Genomic DNA, 14,664 nt, shown 5'->3' on the forward strand with positions numbered 1-14,664 from the left:
CATGCCCCCGCACCGCTCGTCCTCTTCCCAACGGTTTTCCAGCACGATCTGGCCGGGCTTCGTCGATGCGATGACGGCCTTGCTGATGGTGCTGATGTTCGTGCTGACCATCTTCATGGTGGTGCAATCGGTGCTGCGCGAGCAGATCACCACGCAGGACGATACCATTTCGGGGCAAAGCCTGACGATTTCGCGGCAGGAACGACAGCTCGAGTCACTTGGCCAGCAGGTTGCGGCACTGGGCGAGGCGCTGACCCTGTCCGAGACGCGCGAGGCCGCAGTGGCCCGCGATCTTGAGACCGAGGCCGCGCGCGCCCGCGACCTTGAGGCCGAGGCCCGCGCCCGCGCCGCCCAGATCACCCGGCTGAGCACCCAGCTGGACACGCAGCAGGGCGAGCTGGCCGAAACCCGGACCCGCCTGACCGATTTCGAGGCGGAGGTGGCAACCCTTCTGGCCGCCCGCGCCCAGGACGCCGCGCGCGCGCAGGCGCTGGACGCGGAACTGGCGCAGACCCGCGACCGCGCCTCGGCGGCTGAACTGGCCGTGGCCGCCGCCCGGACCGAGATCGACGCGCAGGCCGAGGCCGCCCGTCTGGACGCCGCCCGCCGCGAGGCGCTGGAGGCGCTGACCGCCGATCTGCGCGGGCGCGTCAGCGAGCAGGAGGCCGCCTTGACCGACGCCGAAGCCGTGCGGCTGGCCGAGGCCGAGGCAGCCGCCCTGCTGCGGCAGCGGCTGGAAACCGCGGATGGCGAACTGACCGCAATGACGCTGGCGCTGGAGGAACAGCGCCGCGATGCCGAGGAAACCCTGACCCTGCTGGCCGCCGCCCAATCCGCCCGCGACCGGCTGGAGGAGGATCTGGCCACACAGATCTCGGACGCGGACCGGCAGGCGGGCCTGCTGGCCGCTGCGCGCGCGGAACTGGCCGAGCAGGAAGCCCTGTCGCAGGACGGGCAGCGCCGGGTGGCGCTGCTGAACGAACAGGTGGCCTCGCTGACCGCGCAGCTTGGGTCACTTCAGGCGCTGCTGGAGGCTGCGGGCGACGAACAGACCGAGGCAGAGCTGCGCGTGGCCGAACTGGGCCAGCAGCTGAACGCCGCGCTTCTGCGCACGACCGAGGAAACCCGCCGCCGCCTTGCGCTGGAGGAAGAGGCCCGCCTGCGCGCCGAGGCCGAGGCGCAGGACCTGACCCGCTACCGGTCCGAATTCTTCGGGCGGCTGTCGCAGATCCTGTCGGGGCGCGAAGGTGTGCAGGTGGTGGGCGACCGCTTTGTGTTCCAGTCCGAGGTGCTGTTCGCCCCCGGCGAGGCGGCACTGTCGGATGCGGGGCGTTCGCAGATTGGCGGGCTTGCGCGCCTGCTGGAAGAGATCGCCGGTGAAATCCCGCCCGAAATCGACTGGATCATCCGCGTGGACGGCCATACCGACAACCTGCCCCTGTCGGGGACGGGCCGGTTCCGCGACAACTGGGAACTCAGTCAGGGCCGGGCGCTGGCCGTCGTGCGCTATCTGACCGAGGATCTGGGCTTTCCCGCCAGCCGCCTTGCCCCCACGGGCTTTGCCGATACGCGCCCCATCTCGGCCGAGGACAGCCCCGAGGGCCGCGCCCTGAACCGCAGGATCGAGCTGAAGCTGACCGAACGCTAGCGCCTAGTGGCCAACGGTCTTCGAAAAGAGGTTGACCACCACCACCCCAGTCACGATCAGCCCCAGACCGATCACCGCGGGCAGATCCAGCCGCTGCCCGAAGACAACCAGCCCGATCACCGCGACCAGCACGATGCCCACCGCGCTCCAGATCGCATAGGCGATGCCAAGGGGCAGAACGCGCAGGCTCAGCGACAGAAGGTAAAAGCTGACCAGATAGCAGGCCGCCATGCCGACGATCGGCCAGAGCCTGCTGAACTGTTCGGATCGTTGCAGCACAGAGGTGCCGACGACCTCCAGCGCGATGGCCGCCACCAGCGGAATATAGGGCGAGACGATCATCGTGGGTCCGGCAGTCCGGGTCAGACCGGGGCCTTCTTGCGCGCCTCGATCAGGGGGTCGGGCAATCCTGCCATGCGCCTCGTGTGGCGCTCAAGCTCGGAATTGATCTCGGCCCCGATCAGCACGATGGTTGCGTTCAGCCAAAGCCACGTCATCAGCGCGATCACCGCCCCAAGAGAGCCATAGGTCTGGTTGTAGTTGCCGAAATTCGCCGCATACCACGAGAACAGCATCGAGGTCGCCACCAGCACGACCGCCGCGATCACCGCGCCGGGCGAAACCCACCGCCAGCGCGAATTGGGCACCGCCGGTCCCCACCGGTAGATCGCGGCCAGCGCCAGCACCAGCACCGCAAACATGATCGGCCAGCGGATCGAATTGACCATCGCCTCGCTGGCGGGGGCCATGGGCACAAGGCGGACGATCGCCGGGATCACGGCAATCACCGCCAGCATCAGCGCAACCACCAGAAGCCCGCCCAGAGTAAACGACATCGCAACCAGATTGAGCCGCACAAAGCTGCGCGTCTCGCGCTGATAAAAGGCCACGTTCAGCGCGGACAGCAGCGCCTTCATGCCGCCATTCGCCGACCACATCGCAGCCAGCAGCGCGACGATGCCCGCAATGGACAGCGCACCCGCCGGGCTTTCCGCGATCGAGGTGACCTGCACGCGAATGATCTCGAGGCTGCCCTCGGGCAGGAAGTCGCTCAGCAGGTTCAGATGCGCCTGAATGGTCCCGGTATCGGCCATCAGCCCATAGATCGAGACAAAGGCCGTGATCGCGGGAAACAGCGACAACAGCCCGAAAAATGTCACCCCGCCTGAAACCGAGGTGACACGGTCCTCGCCGATCCGGGTGATCGTCGATTTGGTGACGGCAACCAGATCACGCATCCGCAGGTCGCGAAGGCGCGCCGGTTGTACCGCAGGTTCCTGAGGCAGAACCGGCGCCTCCGGCTGGCGCCCAAAGGGCTGGCCGGTTCTTGGGTCGACAGTGTCGAACAGAGCGTCAAGAACCGTCGGGCCTTGGGATTTATGGGCTGTCCTGCCGTTCATGCGCCCTGCCTAGATCCGCCGTCCCGGCTGATCGACGCGCGGCGGCACCCGAGGCTGGGCTTCGGTCGGCGCTGTGGGCCGCAGCGGATCGCTGGCGGGGCCGTTTCGCTCGCCGCCCAATGTCCGGATCTGGTCAGCGGCGGCGGTGAACTCGCCCACGATGCCGCGCGCCTGTCCGGCGATGCGCTGGAACGCTTCGAACGCGCCCAGAACTGACTGAACAACGCTGTTCAGCCCACCGGACAAGTCGTTGGCCGTTGCCGTCAGATTGCGGGCGGCATTGCCGCTGCCCGCCCGGCGCCGGGACGCACCCGCCCGCAGCCGGGCTGCGGCGCGGCTGTCATCACGGGCCTGCGCACGGACGCGGCGGCGCATTTCCTCGCGTTCATCTTCGTCAATCGCGGCAAAGCGCGGGGCGATGGTCTGGCGCGGGGCCTGCGCGGACCGCGCCGGATCGTCATGTCCGGCCAGTTTGCGCGCCGCAATCGCCGCGGCGGCAGTGACGCCCGCGACACCTGCGGCAATCCCGCCCCAGACGATGATCCTGGCCGCCAGCGACGGCTGCGGCCAGACGCGCCGACCATCGGGCGAGACCTTGCCCGACGGTGGAATGTGGGACGAGACCATCTTGCGATGCGGATAGGCGCTGGCGGTGCGGTGGCCTTCGGGAACGGGCCTTAGGCCGAACCGGGTCTCGCTGTCGCGATCGGCCTCGGTCAGCTGCGGGTGCGGGTCATGGCGGCTCATGGAGGGTCTCCGGCTTTGCAGTGTTGCGGGACAAACCCCCGGCGCGCCGGGAATGTTCCGAGGAATGTTCCGCCTGTGGCCGAATCTTATCACATGAAAACTTGCCCAGAGGCCGGGGCAAGGCTATGCCCGCCGCAACGACAAGGAGCCCGCCATGATCCCGCGCTATTCCCGCCCCGAGATGACCGCCATCTGGTCGCCCGAAACCAAGTTCCGCATCTGGTACGAGATCGAGGCCCATGCCTGCGACGCGCAGGCCGATCTGGGTGTGATCCCGCGCGAGAATGCCGATGCCGTCTGGCGCGCCAGGGATGTGCAGTTCGACGTCGCCCGCATCGACGAGATCGAGGCCGTCACCAAACATGACGTGATCGCCTTCCTGACCCATCTGGCAGAACATGTCGGCAGCGATCAGGCGCGGTTCGTCCATCAGGGCATGACCAGCTCGGACGTGCTGGACACCACGCTGAACGTCCAGCTTGTGCGCGCCGCCGACATTCTGCTGGCCGATATGGACCGCGTCCTGGCCGCGCTGAAAACCCGCGCCTATGAACACAAGGACACCGTCCGCATCGGTCGCAGCCACGGCATCCATGCCGAACCGACCACGATGGGCCTGACCTTTGCGCGTTTCTATGCCGAGATGGCGCGGGGCAAGGCGCGGCTTCAGGCCGCGCGCGAGGAAATCGCCACCGGCGCCATTTCGGGTGCGGTCGGCACGTTTGCCAATATCGACCCGGCGGTCGAGGAACATGTCTGCGCGAAACTGGGCCTGCGCCCCGAGCCGATCAGCACGCAGGTCATCCCGCGCGACCGCCATGCGATGTTCTTTGCCGTGCTGGGTGTGATCGCCTCCAGCATCGAGAATATCGCCATCGAGATCCGCCACATGCAGCGCACCGAGGTGCTGGAGGCCGAAGAGTTCTTCAGCCCCGGCCAAAAGGGCAGCTCGGCCATGCCCCACAAGCGCAACCCGGTCCTGACCGAGAACCTGACCGGGCTGGCGCGTCTGGTCCGCATGGCCGTGGTCCCCGCGATGGAAAACGTGGCCCTGTGGCACGAACGCGACATCAGCCACTCCTCGGTCGAACGCGCCATCGGCCCCGACACCACCATCACGCTGGACTTCGCGCTGAACCGGCTGGCGGGCGTGGTCGAGAAGCTGGTGATCTATCCCGACAACATGCTGGCCAACATGAACAAGTTCAAAGGTCTGGTCATGTCGCAACGGGTGCTGCTGGCCCTGACGCAGGCGGGCGTATCGCGCGAGGACAGCTATCGGCTGGTGCAGCGCAACGCGATGAAGGTCTGGGAAAAAGGCGCCGATTTCCGCGAGGAACTGCTGGCCGATGCCGAGGTGACCGCCGCCCTGACGCCCGACGAGATCAACGAGAAATTCGACCTCGGCTATCACACCAAACATGTCGACACGATTTTCCGCCGGGTTTTTGAGGCAAATCCTCTGTAAATTCCCGGTTCCGTTAACCTCTTGTTAGGCCAATGCTGTCACCTTCCCTGTCAAGAAACGGACGTCGGGGGCAGACATGGGTGCGGGCATGGAACTCAATCAACGGCAAAAGGCGGCGATCATCGTCCGCCTTCTGCTGGAGGATGACGAAGGCGTCAGCCTCGAACGTCTGACCAGCGACAGCCAGAGCCTGCTGGCCCAGGAAATGGCAGGGATGGAGATGATCGACCGCGGCACGCGCGACGCGGTGATCGAAGAGTTCTGCGAAATTCTCGAAGCCGTGGGCGTCACCTTTCCGGGCGATCTGGACGGCACGCTGGCGATGCTGGGCAGCAAGATATCGGAAGACAGCAGCGACCGGCTGCGCAAGGCCGCTGCGGTCGAGGGCAGAACCGATCCTTGGGCGCGCATTGCCGCCCTGCCTTCGGAAACCCTTGTCGCGCTGGCTTGCTCCGAGCCGCCGGAACTGGTGGCGCTGTTGCTGTCGAAACTGCCGGTCGAGCGTGCATCGGATGCGTTCGTTGCCCTGCCCCGCGACCGCGCCCGATCCGTGGCACAGGCGATGTCGATGACAGCCGGGGTCAGCGCGACATCACTGCGCCGCGTCGGCACCGTGCTGCTGCGCGCGGCCGACGCCCTGCCCCGCCCCGTCCTGCCGATCCCGGCCCCGAACCGCATGGGCGCGATCCTGAACTTTGCCTCGGCCGATCTGCGCGATGATGTGCTTGAAACGCTTGACGGATACGATCCCGACTTTGCCGAGGGTGTTCGCAAATCAATCTTTATCTTCGCGCATATCCCGGCCCGCCTGAACCCCCGCGACGTGCCCCGTGTCCTGCGGGAGGTCGAGCAGCCGATCCTGCTGCGGGCCTTGTCCGCGACCGCAGAAGACGACGCGCTGGCGGCTGAATTCCTGTTGTCGAACCTGTCGCAGCGCATGGCCGAGGGGCTGCGCGAGGAAATGGCTGCTCTGGGAAAGCTTCGCCCCAAAGAGATCGAAGACAGCATGACCGAGCTTGTGGCCGCCATCCGCCGCCTCGAAGAGGCTGACGAGATCAAGCTGGCCTTGCCGGTCGACGATGAATAGCGAATCACCCGCCGCAATACGGGCCGCTGCTGATCTGCTGGCGATCGCGACGCATCCCATGCCGGCCCCATGCTGGCCCCGTGGCGTCCCGTGGCGTCGGGCGGGCTCAGGCCACCAGACCTGCGTGACCGCTTGTCAGGGGTCCCATGCGGCGCAATAACGAGGCCAGCCGGAGGCCCCCATGACCAACCAGATTGCGATTGCCCTGTTACTGCTGTTTGCCGCCTTTCTTGTCGTCGATCATTTCTGGCTTCAGCTGGATGCACCGATGTTTCTGGCCCGCCAGCTGGATCAGTTCATCGAATATCTCAGCTTCTGGCGCTGACGCCTGCGACTGTTAGCGCAGCACAGCACGATCCCCGTTTGCATCACCGGGGCTTGTTGGCTAGAGGATGGCAACCGTCATCTGCTCAGGAGGGGTACCCATGGCAGTCAAGGTCGCCATCAACGGCTTCGGTCGTATCGGACGTAACGTGTTGCGTGCTATCGTGGAATCGGGCCGCACCGATATCGAGGTCGTCGCCATCAACGATCTGGGTCCGGTCGAGACCAACGCCCATCTGCTGCGCTATGACAGCGTGCATGGCCGGTTTCCGGCAACCGTCACCGTCGACGGCTCGACCATTGATGTGGGCCGCGGCCCGATCAAGGTGACCGCCATCCGCAACCCCGCCGAACTGCCATGGGGCGATATCGACGTCATCATGGAATGCACCGGCATCTTTGCGTCCAAGGAAAAGGTGCAGCCGCACCTGTCCACCGGCGCCAAGCGGGTGCTGATCTCGGCGCCGGGCGACAATGCCGACAAGACCATCGTGTTCGGCGTGAACCATGACACGCTGACCGCCAGCGATCTGGTCGTGTCGAATGCCAGCTGCACCACCAACTGCCTGTCGCCGGTCGCCAAGGTTCTGAACGACACGATCGGCATCGGTCGCGGCTTCATGACCACGATCCACAGCTATACCGGCGACCAGCCGACGCTGGACACGATGCACAAGGATCTGTATCGCGGCCGCGCCGCGGCGCTGTCGATGATCCCGACCTCGACCGGTGCCGCCAAGGCCGTCGGTCTGGTTCTGCCCGAACTGAAAGGCAAGCTGGACGGCGTCGCCATCCGCGTGCCGACGCCCAACGTCTCGGTCGTGGATCTGGTGTTCGAAGCCGCGCGCGACACCTCGGTCGAGGAAATCAACGCCGCGATCCGTGCCGCCGCCGATGGCCCGATGAAGGGCGTTCTGGGCTATACGGACGAGCCGCTGGTCTCGTCGGATTTCAACCATGACCCGCATTCCTCGGTGTTCCACATGGACCAGACCAAGGTGATGGAAGGCCGCTTGTGCCGCATCCTGACCTGGTACGACAACGAATGGGGCTTCTCGAACCGCATGTCGGATACGGCTGTGGCCATGGGCAAGCTGATCTGAACAGCGGTCAGGTCATGACAAAGGCGGCAGGGAAACCTGCCGCCTTTTTTCGTCTCATATCCAAAGGGATCAGGCCGGGCGCCCCGAAAGACGGCGTGAATTCGCCCGCGTGCGCTTGCCATAAGGGCGAAGCCCAAGCGACATCACCCGTTCGGCGCTGTCGCCGCGCCCTGCGGCGGTGACCATCGCAAAGAGGGATTCTGACGCCGCCGCGTGCTTTTCGGCAACCATGCGAAACGGCTCGCCCGGCGCCTGGGCCATCAGACCCATCATTCCGGCAAGCCGGTATCCGATAATCATCTGCGATTCGATCGCCATGCGCGAAAATTGCAGCATGAGGCGCGTCTGGGCGACGGGCAGCACCGGCAGGGTCATATAGGTCATGCGAATCGCGCTTTCTTCATGTGAGGCCTTAATCAAGTCCGGCTTGCCAGTTAAGTTCCCCTTGCAGCCTCATGCAAGCCTCCGGTGCAACCGTGGTAAACGGAAACTTTCCACGCACGCTTGGCAAGCGTGACGCGGCGTGTATAGAGGCAGGCCATGACCGACAGCATCCTGATCCGCCGCCCTGACGACTGGCACCTGCATCTGCGCGATGGCGCCATGCTGGCGGCCGTTGCCCCCCATTCCGCCGCTTTCGGGCGCGCCATCATCATGCCCAACCTTGTGCCGCCCGTGGTGACAGGCACCGAGGCCGCAGCCTATCGCGACCGCATCCGCGCCGCTTTGCCGCAGGGCGCGGCGCTGGACCCGCAGATGGTGCTGTACCTGACCGACACGACCGACGCCGCCGATGTGGTCACAGCCTTCCGCGCCGGCATCATCCGCGCCGTCAAGCTGTATCCGGCGGGGGCCACCACCAACAGCGCCTCGGGCGTGACCGATTTCGACCGCGTCCAGCCGGTGCTGGAGGCGATGGCCGAGGCGGGCGTCACCCTGTGCGTGCATGGCGAGGTCACCGACCCGTCCGTGGACATCTTCGACCGCGAGGCCGTGTTCATCGACACGGTTCTGGACCCGCTGCGCCGCCGCAACCCCGGCCTGCGCGTGGTGATGGAGCATGTGACCACCTCGGAAGGGGTCGCCTATGCGCGCGCGGGCGGCGATGATCTGGCCGCCACGATCACCACGCATCATCTGGTCATCAACCGCAATGCGATCCTGGCGGGCGGAATCCGGCCGCATTACTACTGCCTGCCGGTCGCCAAGCGCGAATCGCACCGTCTGGCCCTGCGCGAGGCCGCAACCAGCGGCGAGGCCACGTTCTTTCTGGGCACCGACAGCGCGCCCCATACCGATGCGGCCAAGCTGCAGCCCTGCGGCTGCGCGGGCTGCTTTACCGCGCCCAACACCATGTCGATTCTGGCGCAGGTGTTTGCAGACGACGGCGCGCTGGACCGGCTGGAGGCGTTCACCAGCCTCAATGGCGCCGCCTTCTATCGCATGGCACCCAATGAGGACCGCATCCGCCTGACCCGCCGCGCAACGCCCGCCCGATACCCCACCCATATCACCGCAGGCGATGAGACGGTCACCGTCTTCGACCCCGGTTTTCCCCTGCACTGGCATCTGGAGGACGCATGAGCCTGACCTTCCCCGCCCGCGATGAGATCGCGCGCCTGACCGCCCGGATGTTGCTGGAAATCAAGGCGGTGGACTTCAACGCCGCCCAGCCCTTTACCTATGCGTCCGGCCTCAAGGGCCCGACCTATGTCGATTGCCGCCGCATCATCAGCTTTCCGCGCGTCCGCGCGACGCTGATGGATTTCATGGCCGCGACCGTCATGCGCGATGCGGGGTTCGAGGCGTTCGACAATGTCGCGGGCGGGGAAACCGCGGGCATCCCCTTTGGCGCGCTGGTGGCCGAACGCTTGGGCCTGCCGATGACCTATGTGCGCAAGAAGCCCAAGGGCTACGGCCGCAATGCCCGGATCGAAGGCGTGATGACCGAAGGCCAGCGGGTCCTGCTGGTCGAGGATCTGACCACCGATGGCGGCTCGAAACTGTCCTTTGTCGATGCGATCCGCGAGACGGGGGCCACCTGCGCCCATACGGCGGTGATCTTCTATTACGGCATCTTTCCCGAGACCGTGCAGCGGCTGGCCGATCACGGGGTTGCGTTGCACCACCTCTGCACCTGGTGGGACGTGCTGGCCGAGGCCCGCGCGCAAGGCGCCTTTGATGAGGCCACGCTGACCGAGGTCGAGGCGTTCCTGACCGATCCGCGCGGCTGGCAGGCGGCCAACGCCTGAACTTATCCACAGCTTGTCCACAGAACCACGCACGGAAATCTTCGGCGGGCCGATTACGCGGCCCGCCGCTTTCGTCTAGACTGCCAGCCAACCGACAAGAAGGACAGGACCGGCCATGAGCAGCATCCGCGCGATCATCCCAGGCCAGACCGAGGATGAGGCAAAGCAGGCCATCCCCTATTCGCTGGAGGCCGAGCAACAGCTTCTGGGCGCGCTGCTGACCAACAATGACGTGTTCGACCGCGTCAGCCAGATCATCCGGTCCGAGCATTTCTATCACCCCGTCCATGCCCGCATCTTCGAGATCTGCGCCGAACGCATCCGCCGCAATGCGCTGGCCAGCCCGGTGACGATCAAGGCCTTCCTTGAGAACGATGACGGGCTGCGGGAACTGGGCGGCCCGGCCTATCTGGCCCGCATGGCCGGTGCCGCGATCAGCGCCTATGCCGCGCGCGACTATGCCCAGATGATCCGCGAATTCGCCCTGCGCCGCGAGCTGATCCTGCTGGGTCAGGACATCTCGGCCCGCGCCGCCACCGTCGAGGTGGGTGACGAGGCCGAGGAACAGATCAAGGCCGCCGAGCAGACCCTGTACAAGCTGGGTGAGGCAGGCACGGCGGAACGCGGTTTCCAGAGCTTTCTGAAAGCCGTGACCGGGGCCGTGCAGGCCGCCAATGCCGCCTATCAGCGCGACGGCAAGCTGTCGGGCATCTCGACCGGGCTGATTGATCTGGACGGCAAGATGGGCGGTCTGAACAATTCCGACCTGATCATTCTGGCCGGGCGCCCCTCGATGGGGAAAACCTCGCTGGCCACCAACATCGCCTTCAACATCGCCAAGGCCCACAAGATCGGCGAAAAGCCCGATGGCACGCAGGGCAGCGTCGAGGGTGGCGTGGTCGGCTTTTTCAGCCTGGAGATGTCCGCCGAACAGCTGGCCGCGCGGATCCTGTCCGAGGCCGCCGAGGTGCCCAGTGAACGCATCCGCAGCGGCAATATGGACGAGGCCGAATTCCGCCGCTTTGTCGAGGCCGCGCATGCGCTGCAGAACTGCCCGCTGTTCATCGACGACACGCCCGCTTTGCCGATCAACCAGCTGGCCGCCCGCGCGCGCAAGCTGAAGCGGACGCATGGGCTGGACGTGCTGATGGTCGACTATCTTCAGCTGCTGAAAGCCGCGACCGCCAAGGACAGCCGCGTGAACGAGGTGTCCGAGATTACGCAGGGCCTCAAGGCCATCGCCAAGGAACTGAACATCCCCGTCATCGCCCTGTCGCAGCTGTCGCGTCAGGTCGAAAACCGCGAGGACAAGCGCCCGCAGCTGAGCGATCTGCGCGAATCCGGCTCGATCGAGCAGGACGCCGACATCGTGATGTTCGTGTTCCGCGAGGAATATTACAAGGAACGGGAAAAACCTTCCGACAGCGATCTGGATGCCATGGCCAAGTGGCAGACAGTGATGGAGGCCGTCCACGGCAAGGCCGAGGTCATTCTGGGCAAGCAGCGCCACGGCCCCATCGGCACGGTCGAGCTGTCCTTCGAGGGGCAGTTCACGCGCTTTGGCAATCTGGCCAAGGACCGGCAACAGTCGCAGTGGGACTGACCTGCCGGGGCTGACCTGACCAGCGCCATGGGCGCGGTCACGACCCAGCTGCTGGCGGGTCTGGCGCTGGCCCAAAGGCCGGGCTAAGGATTGGCACCCGGCAATATGCACGATCTGCAAGGCCGGCCCCACCGCAAAGGGACTTGCCATGGCCGCTCTGCGCACGCCGCCCCGTATGTTGACCCTCGTTGCGCTGTCAGGCGTGTCGGCCTTGTCGATGAACGTGTTTCTGCCCTCGCTGCCGGGCATGGCGCGGGATTTCGACGTCGAATATGGCGTGATGCAGCTGTCGGTCTCGGCCTATATCGGCGCCAGCGCGGTGCTGCAGCTGCTGGGCGGCCCGTTGAGCGACAGGTTCGGTCGCCGCCCGGTGGTGATCTGGGGGCTGGTGGGCTTTCTGCTGGCGACCATCGGCACGCTGCTGGCGACCACGGCGACAACCTTCCTGATTTTCCGCCTGCTGCAGGCCGTCATCACCGTCTGCATGCTGGTGCCCCGCGCCGTGGTGCGCGACATGTATGATGGCGACCGGGCCGCCTCGATGCTGGGCTATGTCACCATGGGCATGGCCGTGGTGCCGATGATGGCGCCGGTCTTCGGCGGCGTGCTGGACGAGCTGTTCGGCTGGCAGGCGAATTTTGCCGTCATGGGGCTTCTGGGACTGCTGGTTCTGGCGCTCGCATGGCACGACATGGGCGAGACGGTGCGCGGCGGCGGCCTGCCCCTGCGCCAGCAGGTCAGGAACTACCCGGCGCTGGCGCGGTCACAGCGGTTCTGGGGCTATTGCCTTGCGGCGACGCTGTCCTCGGGGGCGTTCTTTGCCTATCTGGGCGGCGCGCCCTTTGTGGGCGAACAGGTCTTTGGCCTGACGCCCGCGCAGGTGGGATATTGGTTCGCCGCGCCCTCGATCGGCTATCTGACCGGCAATTTCCTGTCGGGACGGTTCTCGCAGCGTATCGGCCTGAACCGGATGATTCTGGCGGGGGCGGCGATCTGTGTGGCGGCGCTGTCGGCGGCGCTGCTGGTCGATCTGGGTGGCGCGCTGCGCCCGCTGGCGTTCTTTGGCGCGATTGCGCTGATGGGGCTGGGCAATGGCATGGTGCTGCCCAATGCCAATGCCGGGATGATGAGCGTGCGGCCCGAACTGGCCGGAACCGCCTCGGGGCTGGGCGGCGCGCTGGCGGTCGCCGGAGGTGCTGCCCTGTCGGCGCTGGCCGGGGCGCTGTTGCAGCCGGGCAGTGGCGCGGGGCCGCTGCTGGTGATCATGTCCGCCTCGGCGGCGGGGTCGCTGGTGGCCGTATTCTGGGTGCTGTGGCGCGAAAAACAGATCGGGCTGGGCGGCTGACAACCGGATATTAAGGCTTTTGCCTCATTGTCGGGGCATGTCGGGTCGCATTTTCCATATCCTGCTCATGGGGCTGCTCGCCCTGTTCACGGCCCTTTCCACGGCGGCGCCGGGGCTTGCCGGACCACCTTTGCAAACGCTATCCGTGGCTTTGCAAACCGGGGGGACGGGGATGGCCATTCAAAAGATCTATGCAGGCAGCGCCCTGCGCGAAACGCGGGCACGCACCGGCCTGACACAGCGGCGCTTTGCCGAGACGCTTGGCGTCTCGCTGCCCTATCTGTCGCAGATGGAGAACAACCACCGCCCGATTTCGGCGGGGGTGCTGCTGCGGCTGGCGCAGGAATTCGGCACCGACCTGACGACGCTGGCGGCGGGCGACGCCGAACGCATGGTCATCGACATGCAGGAGGCGCTGGCCGATCCGCTGTTCGATGCGACGCCACCGCTGACCGACCTGCGGCTGGCGGCGACCAATGTGCCGGTGCTGGCGCGGGCCTTTCTGGACCTGCACCGCGCCTATCGCGAGGGGCAGGAACGTCTGGCCGCGCTGGACGAGGCGCTTGGCGCCGCCAGCCACAGCACGCTGAGCACGCCATGGGACGAGGTGCGCGATTTCTTCCATTATTGCGACAACTACCTGGACGCGGTGGACCGTGCGGCCGAACGCTTTGCCTGCCCGGACGGCGCGCGAAGCGATCCGTGGGCCCGCGCGGTCGAGGCGCTGGCGGCAAAGGGCATCCGAGTCTCGTTGACCGAACTGCCGGCGGGTGCGGTCTACCGGCGCGAGGGCGCGCAGGTGCTGATGAATGCCTCCGCCGAGGCGCCGACGCGGGCGTTTCAGCTGCTGCATATCGTGGCGCTGGAACGGCAGGCGGATCTGCTGGAGGCGACGCTGGATCTGGCCCGTTTCCGCAGCACGACCGCGCGCGAGATCGCGCGGCTGGGGCTGGCCAACTATTTCGCGGGCGCGGCGCTGATGCCCTATCGCGCCTTTCTGGCCGCGGCCCAGTCCGAGCGGCACGACCTGGAACGGCTTTCACACCTGTTCGGCGCCTCGCTGGAGCAGGTGGCGCACCGGCTGTCGACGCTGCAGCGCCCCGGCGCAAAGGGGCTGCCGTTCTTCTTCGTCCGCGTCGATCAGGCCGGAACGATCACCAAGCGTCACTCGGCCACGCGCCTGCAATTCGCCCGCTTTGGCGGCGCCTGCCCGCTGTGGAACGTGCATCAGGCGTTCGAGCAGCCGGGCCGGTTTCTGCGACAACTGGCCGAGACCCCCGATGGCGTGCGCTATCTGCTGCTGTCGCGGGATGTGTCGAAACATGCCGGCGCCTACAACGCCCCGGTCCGCCGCTTTGCCATCGGTCTGGGCTGCGAGGTCACCCATGCCGCGGGGCTGGTCTATGCCGATGGTCTGGACCTGAGCAAACCGCGCGCCTTTGAACCCATCGGTATTTCCTGCCGGATCTGTCCCCGCCCGGACTGCCACCAGCGATCGGTCCCGCCGATTGACCGCGCGCTGCGGATTCCAAATGACCGCAATGGACATTTACCCTATGAAATCACGTCATAATTTTGCTGGATATGTCTGTATTTCGGCGGAATCCCGCGCAGGAAGGCAGGTATCCGCGCATCTGGGGAACGCGAGGCGGATGGCATGTTGCCAAGATGGCACAGGTCCTGTTTA

General features: G+C 66.1%; 14 protein-coding genes. 10 read left to right on the forward strand and 4 right to left on the reverse strand.

Annotated features, from left to right (window positions below; translation table 11 throughout):
• Position 1 precedes the first annotated feature (1 nt).
• Positions 2-1,648 carry a peptidoglycan -binding protein gene (locus tag ACK41U_RS00365; protein ID WP_409674325.1) on the forward strand — a complete coding sequence of 549 codons (1,647 nt, stop codon included), beginning with the start codon at positions 2-4 and terminating at the stop codon, positions 1,646-1,648.
• 3 nt (positions 1,649-1,651) lie between these two features.
• Here ACK41U_RS00365 and ACK41U_RS00370 read toward each other — a convergent pair whose 3' ends face one another.
• From ACK41U_RS00370 to ACK41U_RS00380, 3 genes are all read right to left on the reverse strand, one after another.
• Positions 1,652-1,990: an SMR family transporter gene (locus ACK41U_RS00370; RefSeq protein ID WP_409674327.1), complete on the reverse strand. Its 339-nt coding sequence runs from the start codon at positions 1,988-1,990 to the stop codon at positions 1,652-1,654.
• 20 nt (positions 1,991-2,010) lie between these two features.
• A complete protein-coding gene (locus ACK41U_RS00375; protein WP_409674329.1) occupies positions 2,011-2,886 on the reverse strand; it encodes a YihY/virulence factor BrkB family protein in 876 nt (291 codons plus the stop codon).
• 171 nt (positions 2,887-3,057) lie between these two features.
• The gene (locus ACK41U_RS00380) at positions 3,058-3,795 is read right to left on the reverse strand and encodes a hypothetical protein (RefSeq protein WP_409674331.1); all 738 of its coding nucleotides are present in this window, start codon (positions 3,793-3,795) and stop codon (positions 3,058-3,060) included.
• A 154-nt stretch (positions 3,796-3,949) separates the two neighbouring features.
• Between ACK41U_RS00380 and purB the strand changes: the two genes are divergently transcribed.
• The 4 genes from purB to gap all read left to right on the forward strand — a co-directional run bounded on the left by purB (position 3,950) and on the right by gap (position 7,777).
• Positions 3,950-5,263 carry an adenylosuccinate lyase gene (gene purB, locus ACK41U_RS00385; protein WP_409674333.1) on the forward strand — a complete coding sequence of 438 codons (1,314 nt, stop codon included), beginning with the start codon at positions 3,950-3,952 and terminating at the stop codon, positions 5,261-5,263.
• Between the two features lie 88 nt (positions 5,264-5,351).
• Complete coding sequence (locus tag ACK41U_RS00390; RefSeq protein WP_409674335.1) at positions 5,352-6,350, forward strand: flagellar motor switch protein FliG; 999 nt, start codon at positions 5,352-5,354, stop codon at positions 6,348-6,350.
• Between the two features lie 181 nt (positions 6,351-6,531).
• Positions 6,532-6,675 carry a hypothetical protein gene (locus ACK41U_RS00395; RefSeq protein ID WP_409674337.1) on the forward strand — a complete coding sequence of 48 codons (144 nt, stop codon included), beginning with the start codon at positions 6,532-6,534 and terminating at the stop codon, positions 6,673-6,675.
• Between the two features lie 100 nt (positions 6,676-6,775).
• Complete coding sequence (gene gap, locus ACK41U_RS00400; RefSeq protein ID WP_409674339.1) at positions 6,776-7,777, forward strand: type I glyceraldehyde-3-phosphate dehydrogenase; 1,002 nt, start codon at positions 6,776-6,778, stop codon at positions 7,775-7,777.
• A 69-nt stretch (positions 7,778-7,846) separates the two neighbouring features.
• On the opposite strand, the gene ACK41U_RS00405 is transcribed toward gap, so the two are convergent.
• Entirely contained in the window at positions 7,847-8,161 is a 315-nt protein-coding gene (locus tag ACK41U_RS00405; RefSeq protein WP_409674341.1) for an antibiotic ABC transporter, read from the reverse strand.
• Between the two features lie 156 nt (positions 8,162-8,317).
• Here ACK41U_RS00405 and pyrC point away from each other — a divergent pair, with 156 nt between their 5' ends.
• The 5 genes from pyrC (at position 8,318) to ACK41U_RS00430 (ending at position 14,550) form a co-directional block, all read left to right on the forward strand.
• Positions 8,318-9,361 carry a dihydroorotase gene (gene pyrC, locus ACK41U_RS00410; RefSeq protein WP_409674343.1) on the forward strand — a complete coding sequence of 348 codons (1,044 nt, stop codon included), beginning with the start codon at positions 8,318-8,320 and terminating at the stop codon, positions 9,359-9,361.
• Positions 9,358-10,029, forward strand: coding sequence for an orotate phosphoribosyltransferase (locus ACK41U_RS00415; protein ID WP_409674345.1), 672 nt, complete (start codon positions 9,358-9,360; stop codon positions 10,027-10,029). The genes pyrC and ACK41U_RS00415 overlap by 4 nt, the downstream gene beginning before the upstream one ends.
• 115 nt (positions 10,030-10,144) lie before the next feature.
• Entirely contained in the window at positions 10,145-11,632 is a 1,488-nt protein-coding gene (locus tag ACK41U_RS00420) for a replicative DNA helicase (protein ID WP_409674347.1), read from the forward strand.
• Between the two features lie 148 nt (positions 11,633-11,780).
• Positions 11,781-12,977 carry a multidrug effflux MFS transporter gene (locus tag ACK41U_RS00425; protein WP_409674349.1) on the forward strand — a complete coding sequence of 399 codons (1,197 nt, stop codon included), beginning with the start codon at positions 11,781-11,783 and terminating at the stop codon, positions 12,975-12,977.
• A 172-nt stretch (positions 12,978-13,149) separates the two neighbouring features.
• A complete protein-coding gene (locus tag ACK41U_RS00430) occupies positions 13,150-14,550 on the forward strand; it encodes a short-chain fatty acyl-CoA regulator family protein (protein ID WP_409674351.1) in 1,401 nt (466 codons plus the stop codon).
• Positions 14,551-14,664: the final 114 nt, after the last annotated feature.

Origin of the sequence: Paracoccus sp. (in: a-proteobacteria), assembly GCF_046289755.1 — a bacterium.
Taxonomy (GTDB): Bacteria; Pseudomonadota; Alphaproteobacteria; order Rhodobacterales; family Rhodobacteraceae; genus Paracoccus.